Source organism: Dietzia sp. NPDC055877, assembly GCF_053615975.1.
Genome location: NZ_JBSHCV010000014.1, coordinates 1 through 21,861, shown reverse-complemented (window position 1 = coordinate 21,861; position 21,861 = coordinate 1). Strand labels below are relative to the sequence as shown.

Genomic DNA, 21,861 nt, shown 5'->3' with positions numbered 1-21,861 from the left:
CATGGTGACCCTGACCGCGCTCCTGGTGCTGCCCGGGGCGATCGTCGGAATAGCGGCCCAGTTGCCGCTGCGACTGGCCGTGGCCACGTCGATCCCGGTGTCGTTCGGAATCGCCGCCATCGCGAGCTACGTCTACGGCCGCATCGACGTGCCCTGGACGCTCGCCGGCTACGCGGTGGCCACGGCCGTGACCACCGCGGTGGTCGGTGTCGTGGGCCTGCTCATCACCGGCGTCGGTTGGATCCGACGACGACGGCGACGACGAGCGGCCCGTCCGGCAACGTCCCGCAGCAGACGCAGGAAGCGCACTCGCGGTCGTTCGCGGGCGGCACGCGCCAACGCGGGACGGCCTGCCGCCCCAGCGGGACGGGCCGCGGCACGGGCGGGTCGCCGGTCGTGGTGGTGGCTGCTGCCCGGCACGGCGGTCCTGGTGAGCGCCTGGCTGATCGGCCAGATGATCATCACGGAACTGTCGGCGATGCCCGGCGGCACGGCGAATGTGTTCCAGGGCTGGGACGCGCACTGGCACGCCAACTACATCCGGTTCATCCACGACGAGGGCCTGGCCTCGCCGGACCACGCGGGCGCGCTGCGCTATCCGGAGAACTCGGCGACCCTCTACTACCCCAGTACGTGGCATGCGATCGCCGCGCTCGTCATGGCGCTGCGCGGCATCGGGGCCGTGGAGACGTACAACCTCGTGCAGATCGGCTCCGTTGCTCTGGTGTTCCCGCTCGGCGTGGCAGCGCTGGCGTGGCTGATCACGCACCGGCGGTTCTCGCGCCCGGTGGTGGCCACCTCCGCGGCGGTCGCGGCAATGGCGACCGCGCTGTTCCCGGGACTGCCGTTCATGGAGGTCATGGTGGCCGCGACCCCGTCCGCGGTGGCCAACGGGCTGGCCGGACTGGGTGCCGCGGTCGTGGTGGCGGCGGTGGCCGACCGGCGGCTCATCCCCGCGGCGGCGCTGGGCCTGGTCGGCATCGGTGGCGTCCACCCGTCGGGCATGGTCACCGCCGCGGTGATCGTGCTGTTCTGGTGGCTGTTCGAGGCCCTGTGGCGACCGGTGCGGGGACGCCTGCGCGACTTCCTCGTCCTGGCCGGTGTCGGGCTGGCCGGGGTGCTCACCCTGCTGCCGCAGATTCTCACTGTCTCCGCCGAGGCGGATGACATCTCGGCGTTCGAGTTCGAGATCAACGCCGACAGGGCCGCCACCTGGGGCAAGGCGGCGGCCCTACAGGTGCGCCACGTCGAGGACTTCGGTGTGCGCTGGGTGCTGCTGTCCCTCGCCGCGCTCGGCGTGATCGTGATGCTGCGCCGCCTGGTCCTCTGGCCGATCCTGCTGTGGGGCGGGCTGCTGGTGGTGTGCGTCAACGCGATGGACCACTTCGGCAACTGGACCGGCGGCACGTTGCGTGCCCTCGGTAGTGTCTTCTACAACGACCCGCGCCGGATCGGGGTCGTGATGGCCGTCGTCGTGGCCGCCGCGGTGGGAGTGGGCGTGGGCGCGTTCGTGCAGATGCTCGCGGGCTGGCTGGGCCGGCTCATCGACCCGATCACCGACCCGGACGGGCGCGGGGTAACGGGCCTGCGGGTGGCGGTGGCGCTGGCTGCACTGGTGGGCACCGGCTCGTGGGTCATCCAGACCTCGCCCGAGTACGCGGTCGCGGCCGGGTCGAACCAACGCTGGGGACGGCTCGTCGACGGCCACGACCTGGCGGCTTTCCGGTGGTTGTCCGAGCAACCCCGCGCCTACAGCGGGCAGATCTACACCAATCCGGATGAGGGCTCCGGCTGGATGTACGCCACCGATGGCCTGCCCTCGACCTCGCGGCATTACCTGGCACCCGGGGACACCGCACCACTGACCAGCAGCCTGTTCATGACGCTGGATCAGGCCGGCGTGAACCCCGCGGTGGATGCGGCCCTGGCCGAACTCGGGGTCACCTACGTCTACATCAGCCCGCCCAACTACTGGGGCTTCCAGAAACCCAACCCGCACCTGCTCGAGCTCGACGCGACGCCCGGACTGGTGAAGGTGTACAACGACTCGCAGGTCCGGATCTTCGCGGTACGTGCCGCGTTCTCCGACGCCGAGCTCGCGCAGATCCTCGCCGATTCACCGTTCCCGCCGCACGCCAGGGCCCCGCTCACCCTGGAATCCGAGATCCCGGAGTGACCGCAGCCCCCGTCGGTCGTATCCTGTGCTTCAGGCGTCCAGACGGTCGGCCGCGGCGGATCCGCCGCACACCGGGAGGGGAACACTTGCGTGCACTCGTGACGGGCGGAGCCGGGTTCATCGGCTCGACCCTCGTGGACAGACTGCTGGCAGAGGGGCACGAGGTGACGGTCATCGACGACCTGTCCCGCGGGCGACTCGAGAACCTCGCCGCCGCCCGTGAGGTCGGCGAGCGGTTCGCATTCCACCAGATGGGGCTCACCGATCCCGCGATCGAGGGTGTGGTGGCCGAGGCCCGGCCGGAGGTGATCTTCCACCTGGCCGCGCAGATCGATGTGCGGCTGTCCGTCGAGGACCCGGTGCACGACGCCGAGGTCAACGTCGTGGGCACCGTGCGCCTTGCCGAGGCCGCCCGTCGGGCCGGGGTGCGCAGGATCGTGTTCACCTCCTCCGGCGGCTCGATCTACGGTCCCGTCACCGAGCTGCCGGTGGCCGAGACCCGGGCGGTGGATCCGCTCAGCCCGTACGCGGCCGGCAAGGTCGCCGGGGAGATCTACCTCGAGATGTTCTCCCGCCTGTACGGCATCGAGTGGGCGGGCGTCGCTCCGGCGAACGTGTACGGCCCGCGCCAGGATCCGCACGGCGAGGCCGGCGTGGTCGCGATCTTCTCGCAGCGCCTGCTCGCCGGGCAGCCCACCCGCGTCTTCGGCGACGGCGGCAACACCCGCGACTACGTGTTCGTCGACGACGTGGTGGACGGCTTCGTCCGCGCGTCGCAGGTCGAGGCCGCGGCCGGGCTGCGCTTCAACATCGGCACCGGCGTCGAGACCTCCGACCGGGAACTGCACACCCTGGTCGCCGAGGCCGCCGGCGCCACCGACGATCCCGAGTACGCGCCCGCCCGCCTCGGCGACGTCGCACGCTCGGCGCTGGACGCCCGCCGCGCGGGCGAGGTGCTCGGTTGGAACCCGCAGGTGCCGATCTGCGAGGGAGTGGCCCGCACGGTCGCCTACTTCCGCGACTGACCGGCCCCGCCGCTGCTAACGCCGCACCGACCGGGCAGCGGGGATGTCGATGACCTGCCCGGGTGCCGCCCACACGACTGCGGGTTCGCCGTAGGGATCGTCGTCCCGCCGCAGCCACAGCCCGACCGCGTGGCGGCGGATCATCGGCAGCAGCCGTCCCTGCTCGCCCCTACGCACGCGAGTGTGGCGGGCGTGGATCTCGCGGTCGCACCAGAGCGGTACCCGCCCGCCGAGCATCACTGCCAGCATGGCCCGGAACGCGCCACAGTCCCGATCGAACAACCCGCCGTGACCGCGGGTCCCGTAGACGGGCTCGTCGTCGTCGAAAAAACCCGCGTCGAGGCGGACCACCCCGTCCGGAAGGTTGCGGGACATCCAGCGGCGTCGCAGCGCGAACCGGGCCTGGAGCAGCTCCACCGGATCGGCCGGCGCGGTGATCGAATAGCGGCGCACCGGCCCGGGGGAGCGCCAGTCCTCGGGGCCGTTGACCCCCACCCCGAGGTCGGGGGAGGCGGCGTAGACGACCCGGTCGGCGCGCAGCCCCATCCGCTCGGCCGTGCCCACGATCCGGCCGCCGTACGAATGGCCGAGGACCGTGACCGCGGCGCCGGGGCAGTCGATCTCCACCACGCGGTCCACCTCGCGGCAGAAGCGGACCAGTCGCGGAGCAATCTCCTCGGCGTAGTCCGGGCGCCCCGCGTCGGCCATGATGTCCTGCGGGAACTCGCCGTCGAGGTAGGCCACGGCGACCAGGCGGCCGGCGGCGGCGTCGACGAAATCATCGACCACATCCGTGTTGACGTGCGACATGTCCAGGTTGGTGCCCGTGCCCGGCACGTAGACCGCGATCGCCTCGGTGGCCGGGCCGGGCTCACCCACGACCTCGATCATCCGGCCGCCCCGTCGTGCCGAGAAGCCGATGAACGAACGACGCCGACGGCCCGCCCGGCGGGCCATGGTCTCCAGCCGGCCGATGCGCGGGCTCCACGGCGTGCCCGCCACCTGCTCGCGATGCAGCGCCCGACGAACCGACACCGCATTGGCGCGGGCGCGAACCGCCCACGGCACTCCGTACGTGCTGCCGACCGCCACGGGCTCGGCCAACGCCAGCAGGCGGCGATCGGCGGCGCTCAGGTGCTCGACCGTCGAGTACACCGCGTCAGGCTCGGCCCGGGCCCACGACGCGACCGTGGCGCGGGTGTCGAGGCCGGTGGCGTCGATCGCCTGGCCCCCGACTGGCCGGGTGCCGGTCAGGCGGGCCAGATCGACGAACGCGTTGTCCACGGCTTGGTCCAGCGATCGCAGGAGGCGGCCGCGCTCAGGCTCAGGGAGTGGGTGCGGGCCGTCGAGATCGTCCCAGCTGTCCTCCGCCAGCTCGACCAGCCGGTACACGCCGGCCAGGAACTCGTCGAGACCGCGGGCCTCGCCGTCGATCGCCTCGGCGAGCGCGGTCAGCGCGGGGGAGTGCACGGGCGCCGAGAGCAGGGCGTCGCGCGCCGTGGCGAGGGCATCCCGGGCCGAGAGCGCCTCGGTGGCCAGCCCGAGTAGTCGAGTCACCCGCAGCGGAGGCGGGTTCTCCGGAATCGCACCGCTCACCGCGGCCGCCGATGGGGTTGTTCCGCCGCGATCGCCCGGGCGGCACGCGTGGCGGACTCCTCGCTCAGCGTGCCGTCCGCGACCGACCCCGCCAGCTCGAGCAGGCGGGAGGCCCGGGCGGCGGCGGGGGCAAGGAGTGACCGGAGCTCTGAGTTGACGGCGTCGTCGTCGAACCTGGCGACACCCCCGCGCGGCGCGGCTCCTTCCCCCGGCGCGGCCGGATCTTCCGGGGGCAGTAGGGCTTCGAGGCGGGCGCTCGCCACGCCGAGCCGATCCCGCAGCCGGGCGGCCTCATCGACTTCGGCGGCGGTGCGGGAGGCCTCGGTGTTCTCGCAGGTCCCGGTTGTCTGCGCGGAATCCGCGTCCGGACCCTTCGCGGGATCCACGACGTGGCTCAGGACTGCAGTGGATCGTCGTCGAACACGGGCTTCATGACCCGCACATCGACGTGATCCTCGGGCCGCACCGCGTCGGCCAGCGCGATGGTGCGGGCCAGTCGCGCGTACCGCAGCTCCTGTTCGCGGAAGCGCACCCACGTCGACACCGTCACGAACGCGAAGCCCATGACCAGCGCGTACAGCACGAGGTCGGTGCCGCGCTGCACACCCAGGCGGTTGGCGACCCACGTCAGATCGTCCGGGCGGATCACGGCGTAGACCATGAACACCACGAACAGCACGAAGCCGATCTTCACGCCGGCCTTGGCCCGGGCCTTGCGACGGTTGGCCACGAAGAACGCGACCAGCACCGCACCGGCGAGGAGTAGCAGAACCTTGATCATCTAGGGCAGCCTCCGTCCCACGATCCCGTCGGACAGGATGTTGATCCCGTTGAGCAGCGACTGCCCCTTGGACATGGAGTACTCGGTGTACAGGATGTCGACCGGCTCCTCCGCGACGCGCCAGCCGTTCGAGTCCATGAGCTCCACGAACTCGCTCGCGTGGCTCATCCCGTTCATGCGCAGATTGAGGCCCTCGGCCACGCGGCGGTTGAACACGCGCAGGCCGTTGTGGGCGTCCGTCAGCCCGAGGCGGCGCGTGCGCGGGCTGAGCATCACCACGGTGCGGAGCACGAGGCGCTTGATCAGCGGCACCTGGTCGTCCTCCGCGCGCGGGCGGCCGAAACGGGTGCCCACCACGATGTCCACGGGCTCGCTGCGGAGCCGCCCGACCATCGTCAGCACGTCCTTGACCTGGTGCTGACCGTCCGCGTCGAACGTGACGAAGTAGCGGGCGCCCGGCTGGTTCCGCGCGTACTCGACACCCGTCTGGATGGCCGCGCCCTGGCCCAGGTTCACCGGATGCCGCACCAGGTGGGCCCCGGCGCGGTGGATCGCCGCCGCCGAGTCGTCCGCCGAACCGTCGTCCACCGCGACGATGTTGGGGAACGTCTCGCCGGCGTTGCGCAGCACGTCCTCGATCACCGTGCCCTCGTTGAAGCAGGGCACGATGAGCCAGACATCGCGGTTGCGGACGGGGTCGCCCCCGGCCTCCTCATCTGGCCCCGTGGGCCGCACACTGTCTCCGGTCATCGAGGGTCGATACTATGCGATCGGACGGACAATCCGGAGACGACAAGGACGGCGGTTCACCAATGGCCATTGATGTGATGCTCCCCTACTACGGGGATGTCGACCATTTCAAGAAGGCCGTGGACAGTGTCCTGGCGCAGAGCTACAAGGATTTCCGGCTGGTCGTGGTGGACGATGGCTACCCGGACCCGGAGCCCGCCCGCTACATGGGCGAGATCACCGCGGTCGACAGCCGGGTGACCTACGAGAAGAACGAGACCAACCTCGGCGCCAACGGCAACTACCGCAAGTGCATCGGCATGGTCACCGCGCCGATCGTGGTGATCATGGGCGCCGACGACATCATGCTGCCCAACTACCTGCAGGTCGTGGCCGACGGATTCGCCGCCGTGCCCGACGCCGCGGTGATGGAGGTCGGCGTCAACGTCATCGACGAGCACGGCTCCGCCGTCCGCGGCCTCGGCGACAGCGTGAAGTCGCTGACCACCCCCAAGGCCGACGGCCGCACGGTGCTGCACGGCGAGAAGCTCATGACCTCGCTCATGCACGGCAACTGGACCTACTTCCCGTCGCTGGCGTGGAACTCCGAGTGGGTCAAGCGCATCGGCTTCCGTGAGGGCCTGGACGTGGTGCAGGACCTGGCGCTGCTCGTGGATGTGATCACCGGCGGCGGGCACATGATCTACGACCCGACGCTCGCGTTCCTCTACCGGCGCCACTCGGCCTCCGACTCGTCGGTGCGAGCGCTCGACGGCCGCCGCTTCGACGAGGAGGCCCGCTTCTTCTCCGGCGAGGCCGACGCGTTCGGCGCCCGCGGTTGGAAGAACGCCGAACGGGCCGCGCGCCTGCATGTGACCTCGCGGCTCAACGCGCTCTCGCTGCTGCCCACCGCAGCCAAGGCAGGGAAGCTGGCCGAGGGCGGAAAGAAACTGCTGGGGCACACCTTCCGGAAGTTCTGACGGTGGAACCCGCGCCCGGCCGCCCGGGCGAGGGCTCGGGTCCGGGTCCGGGTTCGAGCGCGGGCTCCGGGCCGGCCCCGGCCTACTGGGTGGTCGGGGCGGTGCTCTACGGCGCCGAGGTCGTTGTCCTGGCGCTACTGAGCCTGCTGTTCGGTGGATTGTCGGCGATGCTCTCGGACACCTGCTTCCGAGAGAGCACCGAGCTGATCTGCGAGCCGCGCTGGCAGACCATCATGGCGCTCACGCCGATCACCGCGCTGGTGGCGGCCGTCGTCGTGATGGGCGCGCTCGTGCTGTGGCGCCGCCGGTTGTGGTCGCTCGTGACGGCGATGGTGGTCACGCCGCTGGTGCCGCTGGTGGCGTTCCTGATCATGCAGGCGGTCGTCACGGCGTGAGCCCTGACCGGATGGTCGTCACCAGTGCGAGGCTGCCGGACATGTCGCGCAGTGGCGGCGACCATTTCCGCAGTGGCTACGACCAACTCGCCAACGCACGGGCAGACTCGTCTGATGATCCCCGAAACCTGGATTCCGCACCGCCGCGATGACGGCGAGCTGGTCGGCTGGATCGACATGACCGTCGCCGAGCCGCGCCTGGTCCCGTTTGATCGCCTCGGCCGCCCGCTGGGGCCCGTCGACGACTGGTTCGAGGCGGAGGAAGCACTCGACGCGATCGGCCTGCGCTTCTTGGCCGAACGGTTCGTGTACAGCGAGCCCGGGTCGTCGGATGCGGGCCCTCTCACGGTTCGGATCGCCCACGTCTACGACGACCGCATCGTGCTCACCACCGCGTTGACCGACGCGATCGAGGACGTGGGCCGCGAGATCGTACTGCCGTTCCCGGCGCCGGACGACCTCCGCAGCGCCTGACCTCGACGAGCGCTCGATAGCGCGAGCCCTGCGCCTAGTTTCGCGCCTGGTCCCGCTCGTCGCCGCTGCCCGTATAGCTGCGGCCGAGCACCCGCCCCGGCGAGCGGACGACGCCTGCGGAACCATCCGAATCCGCAGCGTCGGCCTTGCCCACAGCCGCGTCGGTTGTCGTACTCCCGGGCTCAGCGTGGCGACCGAGTACGGCGGGCGCGACTTTGACGGGGTCGCCGATGATGTCGGTGGTGTTGGTGGCGTTGGTCAGGTAGCCGGCTGGCGTGTGCCCACGTCGGTCGGAGCCCTGCCCGGCCCCGCCGGCGCCCATCATGCCCATCGGCATCGCGCCTGTTCGCCCTGCGGTGGAACCACCAGTCGACGACGACGTCGGCCCCATCCCACCAGCACCGGTGGTTGCTCCGGCGGCGTTTCCGGCGCCTGCCCCCGGGACACCGGCAGATGGGCCGCCGACACCCGGGCCGGCCGAGTGGCTGAGACCTGCCAGGGTCCCGGCCCCGCCCATGCGCGTCGCTGCTGCGCCGGCGGCTGCGGCCCCGCCGCCTCCGACCAGCCCGGCTGCGCTGCCAAAGCCACGATCACGGTCCCGGCTGCCCGCCGCGCCGCCGCGGGCTCCGGCATTGCCGCGTAGTCCGTGGATGCCGGACGTCCCGGTACCACCGGCTTGCTGTCCAGGGGCTCCGTTCATCGGGGCCAGAGGCGCCCCCGCCGCGGTGGTGGCCGCGTTCACCGGACCCGCCCCGGCCGGGCCTGCGCCCGCATTCGGAGCGGCTGCGCCCAGTCCGGATGCGTCGCCTCCGCCGGTGCGGGAGGCCAGTAGTGCCTGTTCCGTGGCGGCGTCGGTGGCTGTGATCGGCGCGCTTGCTCCCGTAGCGTCGGCCCCTGGCCCGCTGACCCCGCTGGCGCCGGGCCCGCCGGCACCGGCAGCGGCCAGGGCTGCTGGGCCGGGGGCGGCTGCGCTGGCGGTCTGCGGAATGCCTCCGGTGTTCCAGGCCGAGACGGGGTCGATGCCGGTGGCGCCGCCAAGTGCGGCACCGGAGACGACTCGAAACGCGGTGGGGAACTGGAGGTCGTCGAGGTTGGCCTTCATCACTGCTGGGCTGTACTCGGTGTTGACCACAGCTCGCGCCTGTTCCTCCGCTGCCGCCCGAGCAGCGGAAGCTGCTTCGGCCGCGCCTGTTGAGGCGGGACCCAGTGTCGCGCCGGGACCGGATCCGAGCCCCGGGGTGCGGGCCTGCGCCAGCTCCAGCTTCAGCGACTCGGAGGAGATGTTGCTGCGGGTGGTGTGGAACCCGACCTGTGCTCCGTCGGCTCGGGTGGCGACTTCTTCCAGCACGCCCACGAGTTCGAACGCGGATCCGGTCAACGCGTGGACCGCCCTCGCGCCCTCCTGGGCGAACTCGCCCTGCCAGGCGCCGCCCAATACGTCGTCCAGTTCGCGTTGCAAGGTTGAAGCCGCCGAGTCCAGCGTGCTCGCAGCGGTCGTGACCTGCTTCTGTACCTGCTCGAACTGGCTCGGATCCAACGCCTCGGCGGCGGTGACGATCCGCTCCAATGGGGTCGAAGACACGTCCTCCGGCCCTACTCGGTCGTAGCCACCCACGTTCTCGGGGTCCTCCGCGGCCGAAGCGGATGCGGAGACGGCGACCGTCGCTGCCGGGCCATGCATCGACGCCAGCATGCTCATCAGTCCGATGCTCTTCAACCCGGCTGGCTCCTCGGCCGCCTTCCCGAGTGCGGCAGCAGCTGCTTCGTCCTGGGCATCGATCATCCCGCCGGCTGCGGCGAACAGCACCGACATCGCCTCTACCTGAGTCACGAATCCGTTCAGTAGAGTGCGTAGATCCTCGCCCGCGAATAGCGAATACACAGTCCCGATCTGGCGGGCTGTGTCGAAAGCGCCAGTATTAGTGGAATGAGCACCCAAGAATTGCTCTCTCACATACAGCCGCAGGTCGTTCACGAATGTGTCGCAGGCGCGGACGCAGCTTTCGGCCGAATCCGCGCTCAAGTGCAAACTCATTTGAAGTCACCTCGAGGAAGAAGTGGAACGACTGGAACTACCGCTTTATCCAGGGCGTCGCAAGAATCCACGAATCGCTCTCCCCTGAACGAGTGAAGTGTATTCACTAGATCGAGTACGTACATGACCGCTCCCTGTTCGGTAAAGAAAAGGTGGAAGCAAGTCATATTGGTGCTATCGGCCGCTTCTTGCATTCGAAGAGACGGTCTGCCGGTGGCGTTTGAATCTGCGTCAATTACTGAGACGGTGCTATCGGCGAGGAACTCTTCACGGCTCTTCCACGTCGACAGCAGGCTGACGTGCACCTCGTCGGTTTTCCAGCCGCATGAGATGAGTTCGCCTGGCTTATAGTTCTGAAACTGTTCGACAACCTCGAGGGGCGATCCCACTCCCTCGTCAATCGCCTCCACCGGGATCTCGGCGCACGGGTCGAAGAGGTCGGGCCGTTCCTCGAGGGGCAGGTCCCACGGATTGACGGGCGTCTCGGGCGATGGGCTCATCGTCGTCACATCCTCGGCGTCAGACACGCACCCGGACAGCACCATGACGGCGGCGACCAGCACCGCGCCTACACCTCTACTCATTCCCACAACCAGTACGACGGCCCGGCTCGGCGGACGGTTCCCGCGATCACAAGATAGTTCCGGCGTACCCCGCCGACGGCCGCCGCCGCCGCCGACGGCCGCCGCCGCCGCCGCCGCCGACGCCGACGGCCGACGCCGACGCCGGCCCGACGTGCGACCTATCGCCGCACAATCACGACCCGCGCCCCCACCTCGCGTACGTCGAACAGGTCGGGGTCATCGAACTGGCCCGGACCGAACACGATCTCCTCGCGGGAGTTGTTGTGCTGGAGCGGCATCTGGTTGATCACCGCGGGGAACACCCACCGCTCGGGGGTTTCGCGATCCAGGACCAACACATCGGGGGCGCGGAATTCGCTCGCGTCGAGCTCGGCGGCCAGGTCCGCGGCCGATGGGGTCGCCGCCCAGCCGCGGATCTCGTCGGTGCGCTCCTCGTAGCGTCCGGCGGGGGTCGCATACGCCTGAGCGGGGGCCTGGAACGTGAAGAACGGCCGGTACGAGTACAGCGTGGGGTCAGAGGTCAGTAGCACCAGGTCGGAGGGCTCGCGGTCGGACGTCATGTCGTCGATCGCCGTCAGGACGTTCGTGGGAACACCGGGGGTGTTGCGCGCGACCTCCGCGAACTCGGCGTCCTCCTCGGACACATGCTGGACCATCTGGACGGCGGCGAGCCCCGCCACCACGACCACGGCCGCGAGCACCTTGCTATGAGGCAGCCCTGGGACCACCGCGACGGCCCACCGGGTCAGCGCGAGCGCCCCCACCACCCCGGCGAGGGCCAGAACCAGCGTGAGGGCGGGGATCATGCGGAAGGGCAACAGCGTGCTGCCGGCGACGGCCCGCAGCCCGGAGAGCAGGAACCAGCCGAACACGGCCACCGTGATCACTGCCAGACTGCGCGCGAGCACGAGCGCCCGGCCCGGTGAGGGCAGCGGCCATGCAGAGGGGGTGGGGTCGTTGTCGTCGTCGCCATGCGCCTCGACGCTGACCCGCTCGCGCAGCGCGGCGGCGGACCGATCGGCGCCGGTGGGCCACACGGTGACCACGATCCACACCAACCCGATCAGGCACAGGACACCCGTGACCGACATCTCGAACATCGGCAGTGGCAGGTGCGCACCGGACTCGGGCGCGAAATCGTTGGCGACGGACGACTCGGTCTCCGCCCCGGTGATCACCGCGAACAGGTAGCGGTGCCAGAACAGGAGCGCGATCGCGGCGGAGATCCCGGCCATCGCGGCGAGCCGGCCGAGAAGGGCGCGGACCACGGCGCGCTCGGAGCGGTGCCACCAGGCGTGGAGGAGGACCACCAGGCCCACGACCAGCGCCGCGAAGCCGGCGATCAGGGTGTATCCCAACGCCGCGATGCCGAGGTAGACGCCGATCGTCACGACGAGCGGCCACGTCGGCCGACTGTCCGTCGGCGAGCCCGCGGCCACGGCGATGCGCGCGCTGAGCACGTAGGTTGCCACCACGACCTGCGGGAACAGGCAGATCAGGATCCACGAATACGGCTCATAGGCGTTGGTGTGGACGCCCACCACGGCGGTCACCAGGCCGAACAGGACCGCCAGTCGGGCCGGGAGCAGCCACCGCCAGGCCACGAACGCGAGCGCCCCGGCCACCGCCATCGTGATGATCGCGTACGGCTTGTAGAACTCCCACCCGTCCACGCCGAGCATGGCGGCCAGCCGACCACCCACCCAGAACCACTGGGGCGGATAGAACGGCGCGGCGTCGGCGTAGAACGGGTCGGCCAGCCCCGCGGAATCGGCGAAGCGGGTCACGTAGGCCACGCGGTTGATCTGGTCGCCACCCAGGCCGAACAGGTAGTGCGGGGTGCCGTTGAGCAGCAGCCCCAGGTGGGACGAGGCCAGGAACGACGGGCCCGCCGTGCCGAGCAGCCACAGGGCGCGCCGGCCGGTGGCGCGGCGCAGCAGCAGCCAGCCGGCCAGAACGACGAACCCGGCGGAGAGGGCCGCCCGGAACGACTCCGGCAGCCAGCTGGGCTGGGCGAACGGTGGCGCGTTCACCACCAGCAGGGTGAGAACACCCACGGCGGCGGCCACCATCAGCGCGGCGAGCAGCTCGGCCGCACCGCGACCGAGGGGACGGAGGTGGGTCACGAGCGGGCCCCCGGGCGCAAGGAGGTGGCGACGACGAGTCCGACCACATGCACCAGTACGCCCACGCCGGGCCCGGCGAGCAGCGCGATCGCGGCGCGCACGTCGAGCGCGCCGGGCACGGCGACGAGCAGCGCTGCGGCCGCGATGACCGCCACCCACCAGCCCACGTTGTAGAGCAGGTGGCGGTCGAAGGCCAGGGCGGCGTTGCCGGTCACCATGAGCGCGGCGGTTCCCACCGAGGCGGCGGTCAGGGCGGCCAGCACGACACCCGACAGCTCGAACTCGGCGCCGAACAGCACGCGGATCAGCCAGGGGCCGACCAGCCACGCGGCTCCGGCGCCGAGGACGCCGACGGCGGTCACCGCGGCGAGCGGTAGCGCGAGGGCGCGCGGTCCCCGAGAACGGCGTTCGACGAAGTAGACGATGATCGCGCTCTGGAAGCTGGTCAGCGGCACGAGCAGGGGAGCGCGGGTGAGGGTGATGGCCAGGATCACCGCACCGAGGAGCGGGGCCGGATCGGTGGGGCGGGCGGTCGCGGTGACGAACAGCGGGAACCCGGTGACCAGGGCCGACGTGCCGGCGGAGGCGAGCATCGCGGTGCCGGTGTTGCGCCAGAACCGGCCGCGGCCCACATCCACGGCGGAGGCCAGGGCGGAGCGCGTGGCGGGGGAGAGCGCGACGAGCAGGGCCCACGTGATGGCGCCGGCGACGGTGGCGATCGCGAAGCCCAGCCCGGCATCACCGAGCCACCAGGCGATACCGGCCACGGCCAGGCGCAGGGCCGCGTCCACGGTGAGCAGGACCGCGTATAGCCCCCACCTCTCCGTGCCGGACAGGGCGCCGGCGGTGGCCGCCTGGAGGCTGAATCCGAGGATGCCGAACGCCATGATCGCCACGCCGGCACCGGAGAACGTCGGTAGCCCGACCGGGGCCCACGCCGGGGTACTCACCACGACCGCGGCGGCCAGCGCCAGGCCGAGTACGAGGCCGGCGGGCAGGAGCCGGACGCGGGGGCCGGGCGGTGGGGAGGCCGGAGGCGGGCCGCCGATGCTGCCGGCGTCGTCGTCGTCGACACCAGGAGCCCCGACGCCGCCGGCGAGCTGTCGCGCCGACCGCACGGCGCGCGTGGCCTCCTGCATGAGCCCGTTGGCGACACCGCCGAGGGCGAAGAACGCGCCCCAGTAGGTGGCGAACAGCGGATAGTCGGCCGGCCCCAGGGCGCGGCCGGCGATGAGCATCACCAGGTACCCAGACGCCGCGGCGAACAGGGTGGCCAGCGTCAGCGCCCGCATCCCGCCCGTGGCCCCCCGAGCGGTCGTGGGCGCCGCCTCAGCGGGATCCGGGGAGGCCATCGGGCATGCCGAGGGTGGGCGGCACGGGCTCGGAGAACAACCAGGCGTTCCACAGGGGGCGCAGGTCCACGGGCGAATGATCGGCGGCCATGTGCAGGAAGTCGTCGGTCGTGACGTTCTTGCCCGAGTACTTGGCCACCCAGGCCCGCAGGAGGTCGAAGAAACGCTCGTCGCCGATCGTCAGCCGCAGCGCGTGCAGGGTCAGGGCGCCGCGCTTGTAGACGCGGTCGTCGAACATGTCCTTCGGGCCGGGGTCGGCGAGGAGGATGTCCTGCGGCGAGTTCTGCAGTTTGGCGTAGTAGCGCAGCGCGTGGCTGCCGGCGTCGGCGCCGCCGGAGAACTCGGTCCACAGCCACTCGGCGTAGCAGGCGAAACCCTCGTGCAGCCAGATGTGCTTCCACTCGGCGGCGGTGACCGCGTTGCCGAACCACTGGTGGGCGAGCTCGTGGGCGATGAGCCGCTCGTCGGCGCCGCCGGACTCGATCGTGTTGCGACCGAACGTCGACATACCCATGGCCTCGAGCGGGATCTCCAGCTCGTCGTCGGTCACCACGACCTTGTACTCCTCGAAGGGGTACGGCCCGAACAGATCGGTGAACACGTCGATCATCTCGAGCTGCCGGTCGAACGCCACCCGGAAACCGCGCTTGAGGTCGGCGGGCAGGTAGGCGCGGAACGGCACGCGGCCGCCGCTGACCTCCACGTGCTCGTACTGGCCGAGGTTGACGGTGACGAGGTACGTGGAGGTGGGGTGGGGGAGGTCGAACTCCCAGGTGGTCATGCTGCCGCTGCGCTTCTTGCCCACGAGTGAGCCGGTCACCACCGCGCGGTACGGCGAGTCGGCCGTGAGCCTGATCCGGAAGGGGGCCTTGGAGGAGGGGTGGTCGTCGCAGGGGAACCAGCTGGCCGCGCCGTTGGGCTGGTTGGCCACCAGGACACCGTCCGTCAGTTCTTCCCAGCCGACCTCGCCCCAGGCGCCGCGGATGGGGCGCGGATTGCCGGCGTAGCGGATGGTCAGCGTGAACGCCGATCCCACCGCGAGCGGCTCGGCGGGGGTGACGGCGAGCTTGCCGCGGGGCCGGCTGTAGCGGGCGACCCGGCCGCGGTCGAGCGTCACCTTGGAGACGGTGAGGTGCGGCGACAGGTCGAGCAGGAGGGAATCGAGTGGCTCGGTGGCGGTGGCGGTGATGACGGCCTCGCCGCGCAGGTTGTTGGAGCTCATCTTGTAGGTGAGGTCCAGTTCGTAGCGGGTGACCCGGTACCCGTGGTTGCCGGCGGACGGTAGGTAGGGGTCGACCGGGTCCGCCCGCGATGGGTTGCGGGGCGCGGCGATCTTGGCGACGAGGTCCTTCTTGACTGCCCTGAGTTCCATGACCTGCGCGAGTCTAGTGGACCCCGCGGCCGGGCCCCCGTCGCCGTTTCTGAGCCCTCAGCCCCGCCACGGTGAGATGGGGTTTCCCTGCCAGCGGGTGCCTGCGGGGATGCGGTCGCCGCGCATCACCAGCGAGGCCGGGCCCACGGTGGAGCCGGCCCCGATGGAGGAGGCGGGCAGGGTCACGCAGTGGGTCCCGAGGGTGGCGCCGGCCTCCAGGTCGACGGTGTCGATCTGCATGATCCGGTCGTGGAACAGGTGGGTCTGGACCACGCAGCCGCGGTTGACGGTGGCGCCGTCACCGAGGGTGATCAGGTCGGCCTCGGGAAGCCAGTACGACTCACACCAGACGCCGCGGCCGAGGCGCGAGCCGAGGAGACGCAGCATCACGCCCAGCACCGGCGTGCCGGAGGCGGGGCGCGCCATCCAGGGGGCCGCGAGTAGTTCGACGAAGGAATCGGCGACCTCGTTGCGCCAGACGAACGACGACCACAACGGTTGCTCACCGGCGCGGATACGGCCCACGAACAGCCACTTGGCGAGCACCGCGAGCAGCATCGCGACCAGGCCCGCGTAGGCGAGCACGAGCCCGGAGGTCACCGCGGCCACGGCGAAGCCCCACTGCTGGTGCGCGGCCTGCATCAGGACGAGGACACTGCACAGCAGCAGGAACGAGATCCAGACGGGGATCAGGCGCAGCGTCTCCCACGCCCCGCGGGCGGCCTTGAGGCGGCGCGGCGGCTGGTAGGTGCGGGCGTCGTCGGTATCGGTGACGGCACGGGGCAATTTCTGCGGGGGCGAGCCCAGCCACGACGTGCCCTTCTTCGCCTTCTGCGGGGCGGATGAGAGGACGGCGACCAGGCCGCGGGCGGGTACCTTGCGGCCGGCGGAGGCGATGCCGGAGTTGCCCAGGAACGCCCGTTTGCCGACCTGCGCGTGCTCGAGGCGCATCCAGCCGGACCCGAGCTCGTAGGGGGCGACCATGGTGTCGTCGGCGAGGAACGCCCCGTCGCGCACCGTGGTCAGTGACGGGATGAGCAACACCGTGGACGCCTCGACGTCCTTGCCGATCCTCGCGCCCAGCATCCGCAACCAGATCGGGGTGAGCATGGACGCGTACAGCGGGTACAGCCAGTTGCGGGCGGCGTCCATGATCCGCTCGCTGCACCAGGCCTGCCATGCGGTGCGCGAGTGCACGGGGTGAAAGCCCGGCCTGAGCCGGATCGACAGGAGTCGGATCGACACGAGCGTGAACGCGGTGAGGACCGCGAATGCGAGCAGCGCTCCGGGGATCGACCAGAGCGTCGTCTGCAGCGCCAGTCGGGCGAGGCCCTCGGCGTCGCGCGATCCCCACGCCACCAGGACCAGCCCGGCGGCCAGCGCCACGAGCGGCATCCCACCCAGGACCAGTGCGGAGAGCTGGTAGATCAGGCTCCACCCCCGGCTGTGAGGGGCGGGCTCGGACGGCCAGCTGGAGCCGCGCTTGCCGCGCTTGAGGGCGGGGGATCCGGCGTAGCGTTTGCCGGCCTTGACGGCGCCGACCACGGCGGAGCCGATCTCCACGTGGGCACCGCGGCCGATCGTCGCGCCCGGCAGCAGGGTCGAACGGGCGCCCACCACGGCGTTCTCGCCGATCTCGATCGCGCCGATGTGCACCACGTCGCCGTCGACCCAGTGACCGGCGAGATCGACCTCGGGCTCGATCGAGGCGCCGTCGCCCACGGTGAGCAGGCCCGTGACCGGCGGCAGGGTGTGCATGTCGACGCCGCGGCCGATCGTCGCACCGAGCAGGCGGGCGAAGGTGGTCAGCCAGCCGGCGCCGGCGAGCGAGGCCGCGCCCGAGGCCTCCACGAGCCGCTCGGCCGCCCACAGTCGGATGTGTACCGAGCCGCCGCGCGGGTGCGCCCCCGGTCGGACCCCGGCCATGAGCACCCGGCACAGGCCGGCGGTCACGACCATCCGGCCGACGGGCAACAGCAGGAGCACAGCCATGACCGCCAGCACCCACCACGACACGGGGCGCGCCCAGCTCGCGCCGAGTTCCGCTCCGATGTTGTTCGTCACGCCGAGCCAGGTCAGCCACTGCAGGCCGGTCACGGTGAGCAGTGGGATGGTTGCGAGGACCTGCACGAGCTGCGCCCCACGGCCGACCGGCCGGACGTCGCGGGGCTCGACCTCGGCCTCCGGTTCGAGGCAGTCGAGGAACTCGGCGAAGTCGCCCAGTCGCGAGCGGTCGTAGATGTCACCGACGGTGACGGCCGGGAAGCGCTCACGGACCTTCACCACCACGTGCGCTGCGGCCAGCGAGCCGCCCCCGAGGGCGAAGAAGTCCTCGTCGACGCCGGAGACGTCGGCCCCCAGGGCGGACGACCACAGCTCGGCGACCCACGCCTCGGTGCCGTCGAGCTCCGATTCGGCGGCGGAGGTCGCCGCCAGCGGCCAGGGCAGGGCAACGCGATCGACCTTGCCGGAGGTGCGGGTCGGCAGTTCGTCGACCAGGGTCAGTCGCGGCACCACGCCGGCCGGCAGGTGCTCGCGCAGGATGCCGGCGGCCTCGGCCAGATCGAAACCCGCCGGGTCCCGGGCCACGAGGTAGGCCACGAGCACGGGCTGGCCGGCGTCGGTCTTCTTCACCGCCGCGGCGCCGGCGCTCACCCCGGGAAGCGCCGAGACGGCGGTATCCACCTCGCCCAACTCCAGTCGACGCCCGCCGATCTTCACCTGGTCGTCGACCCGCCCGTTGAAGTACAGGCCGTCCTCCTCGAGCCGGACCACGTCACCCGAGCGGTAGGCGCGCTCCCAGCCCAGGGTCTCCATGGGCGCGTACTTCTCGGCGTCCTTCTCGGGGTCGAGGTAGCGTGCGAGCCCCACTCCGCCGATCACCAGTTCGCCGGACTCGCCGAAGCCCACCGGGTGGCCGTCGTCGTCGACTACGGCCAGGTCCCAGCCGTCCAGCGGCAGGCCGATCGACACCTCGCCGAGCCCGTCCAGCGGCGCGGCGCACGCCACGACGGTGGCCTCGGTCGGCCCGTACGTGTTCCACACCTCGCGTCCGTCGCCGGACAGTCGCGCCGCCAGTTCGGGAGGGCAGGCCTCGCCGCCGAGGATGACCATGCGGATGTCGGCGAGCATCGAGTTCGGCCACATCGACGCGAGCGTCGGAACGGTGGAGATGACGGTGATGCCGCGGTCGCGGAGCCACGGGCCCAGGTCGAGTCCGGACTTGACGATCGACCGCGGCGCCGGCACCAGACAGGCGCCGTGGGCCCAGGCCAGCCACATCTCCTCGCACGAGGCGTCGAACGCCACGGACAACCCCGCCAGGACGCGGTCCCCGGGCCCCAGCGGGGCGTCCTGCAGGAAGATCCGGGACTCGGCGTCGACGAACGCGGCGGCGCTGCGGTGCGTCACGGCCACGCCCTTGGGCAGGCCGGTGGTGCCGGAGGTGAAGATGATCCAGCAGTCGTCGTCCCCTATCGGCGCCCGGCGCAGCGACGGGTCGACGCGACGACCCGGGTCGGTGACGGACATGCCCTCGGCCCGGTAGATGGCCGCCACCTGCGCCTGGCCGAACACGAGCTCGGCGCGCTCCGGCGGATCCTCCACGTCCACGGGCACGTACGCGGCCCCGGCGGCGAGCGTCGACAGGATCGCCAGATACAGCTCGGCGGTGCCGGACGGCATGTGGATGCCGACCCGGTCCCCGGCCCCCACGCCCTGCTCGTGCATCCATCGCGCGGAGGCGTGGATCTGCTCCCACACCTGCCCGTAGCTCAGGATCCGGTCGCCGTCGTCGAGGCACGGCGCGTCGGGATGCCGCTCGGCGGCGGCACCGAGGACGTCCAGTAACGTCCGCGGGCTCGGGGCATGGGGGCCGCGGAGATACTGCTCGGGGATCGATCGCACCGGTGGATGGTATCCCGGCTAAGTGAACGCCGAGAGTCCACCGACACCCGTGGAGGGGAGGCCGTTGAATCCGCACCGAACCGTCCCCTATGCGGCCGCCCGGCTGGTTTGATGGCCTGCATGACAGGGCTATTCGCGGACAAGGTCATCGTGATCATCGGCGCCGGTCCCGGCTTCGGCCGGACGCTGGCGCTCGAGGCCGCGCGCGAGGGCGCGACGGTCGTTGTGGCGGCGCGGACGCAGGAGCGTTTGGACCAGCTGGCCGACGAGATCACGCAGGTGGGTGGCCGGGCGATCGCGGCCGCGGTCGACGCCACCGATCCGGACTCGGTGCGCGCCCTGCGAGAGACGGTCGAGCAGCACACCGACGCGGTGCACGGCCTGGTCAACAGCGCCTTCGCGGTGCCCAGCATGAAGCCGCTGGCGGAGACCGAGCACGATCAGATCACCCGCGGCATCGACCTGTCCGTGATGGGCGCCCTGCGCGCCACGCAGGAGTTCACCCCGCTCCTCGAGGCCGGGGACGGCTCCGTGGTGATGATGGCCTCGGCCGTCATCCACCACTCCCGCGAGCGCTACGCGGGCTACAAGATCGCCAAGACCGCGCTGGTCGCGCTGGGTCACTCGCTGGCCACGGAACTCGGCCCGCGCGGCATCCGCGTCAACACGGTCGCGCCGGGCTACATCTACGGCGACACCCTCAAGGCCTATTTCGAGCACCTGGCCGGCAAGTACGGTGGCTCGGTCGAGGACGTCTACCAGCACACGGCCGCCAAGATGGACCTGCGCCGCCTGCCGACCGAGCGCGAGATCGTGGACCCAGTCCTGTTCCTGCTCTCCGGCCGGGCCTCGGCGGTCACCGGCCAGACCCTCACCGTCGACTGCGGCGAGTTCCACACCTGACGAACTCCGGGCCGGGAACCGGGCGACCCCGAGCCGGGATCAGGGTCGGAAATCCGGGTTCGTCCCCGATGTGGTGCGGGCGCGACGGGAGGACAGTGGGAGTCACCGGGGGAGAGATCCCCGGCCCACCATCCCCACGAGGACGACGACGACACCGCCGTCCACAAGGAGTTCCAGTCATGACCAGCTTTCCCACCTCCCAGCCGAAGCGTCTGGCCCGGTCCGAGGACCGTTGGATCGGCGGTGTGGCCGGCGGCCTGGCGAACTACTTCGGGCTCGATCCGGCACTGGTCCGCGTCCTGTTCGTGGCATCGCTGCTGCTTCCCGGGCCGCAGGTGCTCATTTACGTGATCCTCTGGTTCGTCATGCCGAATTCCGGAGCCTGATCCGGTACTGCCGGGGGCCGGAGCGGCAGGGGCATGGCAGTCTCTAGGCCATGAGCGATTCCGACACCACCACCCCCTGCGAGTACGCCTCGGTCCGCATCGAAAAGGGGACCCGGCACCCGCACGTCGCCCAGGTCACCCTGATCGGCCCGGGACGCAACAACGGCATGGGCCCGGACTTCTGGGCCGAGATGCCCCGCGTGATGGCCGAGCTCGACGCGGACCCCGAGATCCGTGCCGCCGTCATCGCGGGCGACGGCCGGAACTTCTCCTACGGCCTCGACCTCATGGCGATGATGCCGCAGTTCATGGAGTTCCTGCCCCGGGACAAGGCCCCGGACGCTTCGCGCAACGAGCGGATCCTCGACTTCGTGGAGACGATGCGTCAGGCCATCGACTCGGTGGCCGCGGCCCGGACGCCGACCATCGCGGCGGTCCAGGGTCGCTGCATCGGCGGCGCGATGGACCTCATCTCGGCGTGCGATGTGCGGCACGGCTCGGCGGACTCGTCGTACTCGGTCCGCGAGGTCAAGGTCGGCATCGTCGCCGACATGGGCTCGCTCGGCCGCCTGCCCTACATCATCGGTGCGGGCCTGACCCGCGAGCTGGCGCTGACCGGCCGCGACATCGACGCCGAGACCGCACTGCGCTACGGACTCATCACCAACCTGGTCGACGACGCCGCGGGCGTGCTCGACTCCGCCCACGCGACCGCCGCCGAGATCGCGGACAACCCGCCGCTGGTCGTGCGCGGAACCCGCGAGGTGTTGAACCGCGCGACCGAGGGCCCGATCCGCGAGTCCAACCGCTACGTCGCCACCTGGAATGCGGGCTTCCTGGCCTCCGCGGACATGATGGAGGCCGTCAGCGCCGCGCTCGAGAAGCGCGACGCCAGCTACACAGGCCGCTGAGCCGCACTGGTCCCACGCGCCGCCCGGCGCCGCCGACCCGCACAAACGAAAAGAGCGTTTCGCACACTGCCTCTCGGGCGGTCTCAGGGAGCCAGCGCAACACCGTTGATGAGTTCGTTCATCTTGACAT

Annotated in this window: 18 protein-coding genes; 8 read left to right on the top strand and 10 right to left on the bottom strand. The window is 71.0% G+C overall.

The window, feature by feature from the left end; all coding sequences use genetic code 11:
• The first annotated feature begins 1 nt into the window (after position 1).
• Both ACWGLC_RS13465 and ACWGLC_RS13460 read left to right on the top strand, forming a co-directional pair.
• Positions 2 to 2,176, top strand: coding sequence for a DUF6541 family protein (locus tag ACWGLC_RS13465; protein ID WP_452100365.1), 2,175 nt, complete (start codon positions 2 to 4; stop codon positions 2,174 to 2,176).
• Between the two features lie 86 nt (positions 2,177 to 2,262).
• Positions 2,263 to 3,201, top strand: coding sequence for an NAD-dependent epimerase/dehydratase family protein (locus tag ACWGLC_RS13460; RefSeq protein WP_452100364.1), 939 nt, complete (start codon positions 2,263 to 2,265; stop codon positions 3,199 to 3,201).
• Positions 3,202 to 3,216: 15 nt separating this feature from the next.
• On the opposite strand, the gene ACWGLC_RS13455 is transcribed toward ACWGLC_RS13460, so the two are convergent.
• The 4 genes from ACWGLC_RS13455 to ACWGLC_RS13440 are packed head-to-tail and all read right to left on the bottom strand — an operon-like array spanning position 3,217 to position 6,328.
• Positions 3,217 to 4,797 (bottom strand): alpha/beta hydrolase, encoded by a 1,581-nt coding sequence (locus ACWGLC_RS13455; protein ID WP_452100363.1) that lies wholly within the window; start codon positions 4,795 to 4,797, stop codon positions 3,217 to 3,219.
• On the bottom strand, positions 4,794 to 5,183 hold the full coding sequence (locus tag ACWGLC_RS13450) for a hypothetical protein (protein WP_452100361.1): 390 nt from the start codon (positions 5,181 to 5,183) through the stop codon (positions 4,794 to 4,796). The genes ACWGLC_RS13455 and ACWGLC_RS13450 overlap by 4 nt, the downstream gene beginning before the upstream one ends.
• An 8-nt stretch (positions 5,184 to 5,191) precedes the next feature.
• Positions 5,192 to 5,578, bottom strand: coding sequence for a DUF2304 domain-containing protein (locus tag ACWGLC_RS13445; RefSeq protein ID WP_452100360.1), 387 nt, complete (start codon positions 5,576 to 5,578; stop codon positions 5,192 to 5,194).
• Entirely contained in the window at positions 5,579 to 6,328 is a 750-nt protein-coding gene (locus ACWGLC_RS13440; RefSeq protein ID WP_230929881.1) for a glycosyltransferase family 2 protein, read from the bottom strand.
• Positions 6,329 to 6,390: 62 nt separating this feature from the next.
• Between ACWGLC_RS13440 and ACWGLC_RS13435 the strand changes: the two genes are divergently transcribed.
• The 3 genes from ACWGLC_RS13435 (at position 6,391) to ACWGLC_RS13425 (ending at position 8,156) form a co-directional block, all read left to right on the top strand.
• The gene (locus tag ACWGLC_RS13435) at positions 6,391 to 7,287 is read left to right on the top strand and encodes a glycosyltransferase family 2 protein (protein WP_230929882.1); all 897 of its coding nucleotides are present in this window, start codon (positions 6,391 to 6,393) and stop codon (positions 7,285 to 7,287) included.
• Between the two features lie 2 nt (positions 7,288 to 7,289).
• Positions 7,290 to 7,682 carry a hypothetical protein gene (locus ACWGLC_RS13430; RefSeq protein WP_452100359.1) on the top strand — a complete coding sequence of 131 codons (393 nt, stop codon included), beginning with the start codon at positions 7,290 to 7,292 and terminating at the stop codon, positions 7,680 to 7,682.
• 114 nt (positions 7,683 to 7,796) lie between these two features.
• Positions 7,797 to 8,156, top strand: coding sequence for a hypothetical protein (locus ACWGLC_RS13425; RefSeq protein WP_452100358.1), 360 nt, complete (start codon positions 7,797 to 7,799; stop codon positions 8,154 to 8,156).
• Positions 8,157 to 8,190: 34 nt separating this feature from the next.
• On the opposite strand, the gene ACWGLC_RS13420 is transcribed toward ACWGLC_RS13425, so the two are convergent.
• From ACWGLC_RS13420 to ACWGLC_RS13395, 6 genes are all read right to left on the bottom strand, one after another.
• Positions 8,191 to 9,987, bottom strand: coding sequence for a WXG100 family type VII secretion target (locus tag ACWGLC_RS13420; RefSeq protein WP_452100357.1), 1,797 nt, complete (start codon positions 9,985 to 9,987; stop codon positions 8,191 to 8,193).
• 200 nt (positions 9,988 to 10,187) lie between these two features.
• The gene (locus ACWGLC_RS13415) at positions 10,188 to 10,754 is read right to left on the bottom strand and encodes a DUF3558 family protein (protein ID WP_452100356.1); all 567 of its coding nucleotides are present in this window, start codon (positions 10,752 to 10,754) and stop codon (positions 10,188 to 10,190) included.
• 179 nt (positions 10,755 to 10,933) lie between these two features.
• A complete protein-coding gene (locus tag ACWGLC_RS13410; protein ID WP_452100355.1) occupies positions 10,934 to 12,901 on the bottom strand; it encodes an arabinofuranosyltransferase in 1,968 nt (655 codons plus the stop codon).
• A complete protein-coding gene (locus ACWGLC_RS13405; protein WP_452100354.1) occupies positions 12,898 to 14,253 on the bottom strand; it encodes a polysaccharide biosynthesis protein in 1,356 nt (451 codons plus the stop codon). The genes ACWGLC_RS13410 and ACWGLC_RS13405 overlap by 4 nt, the downstream gene beginning before the upstream one ends.
• Positions 14,231 to 15,625 carry a M1 family metallopeptidase gene (locus ACWGLC_RS13400; protein ID WP_452100352.1) on the bottom strand — a complete coding sequence of 465 codons (1,395 nt, stop codon included), beginning with the start codon at positions 15,623 to 15,625 and terminating at the stop codon, positions 14,231 to 14,233. The genes ACWGLC_RS13405 and ACWGLC_RS13400 overlap by 23 nt, the downstream gene beginning before the upstream one ends.
• A gap of 57 nt (positions 15,626 to 15,682) precedes the next feature.
• Positions 15,683 to 19,531 carry a Pls/PosA family non-ribosomal peptide synthetase gene (locus ACWGLC_RS13395; protein WP_452100351.1) on the bottom strand — a complete coding sequence of 1,283 codons (3,849 nt, stop codon included), beginning with the start codon at positions 19,529 to 19,531 and terminating at the stop codon, positions 15,683 to 15,685.
• A gap of 120 nt (positions 19,532 to 19,651) precedes the next feature.
• Here ACWGLC_RS13395 and ACWGLC_RS13390 point away from each other — a divergent pair, with 120 nt between their 5' ends.
• From ACWGLC_RS13390 to ACWGLC_RS13380, 3 genes are all read left to right on the top strand, one after another.
• Entirely contained in the window at positions 19,652 to 20,434 is a 783-nt protein-coding gene (locus ACWGLC_RS13390) for an SDR family oxidoreductase (protein WP_452100350.1), read from the top strand.
• 179 nt (positions 20,435 to 20,613) lie between these two features.
• Positions 20,614 to 20,820, top strand: coding sequence for a PspC domain-containing protein (locus ACWGLC_RS13385; RefSeq protein WP_230929895.1), 207 nt, complete (start codon positions 20,614 to 20,616; stop codon positions 20,818 to 20,820).
• Positions 20,821 to 20,870: 50 nt separating this feature from the next.
• Positions 20,871 to 21,731, top strand: coding sequence for a crotonase/enoyl-CoA hydratase family protein (locus ACWGLC_RS13380; protein ID WP_452100349.1), 861 nt, complete (start codon positions 20,871 to 20,873; stop codon positions 21,729 to 21,731).
• The last annotated feature ends 130 nt before the right edge of the window (positions 21,732 to 21,861 follow it).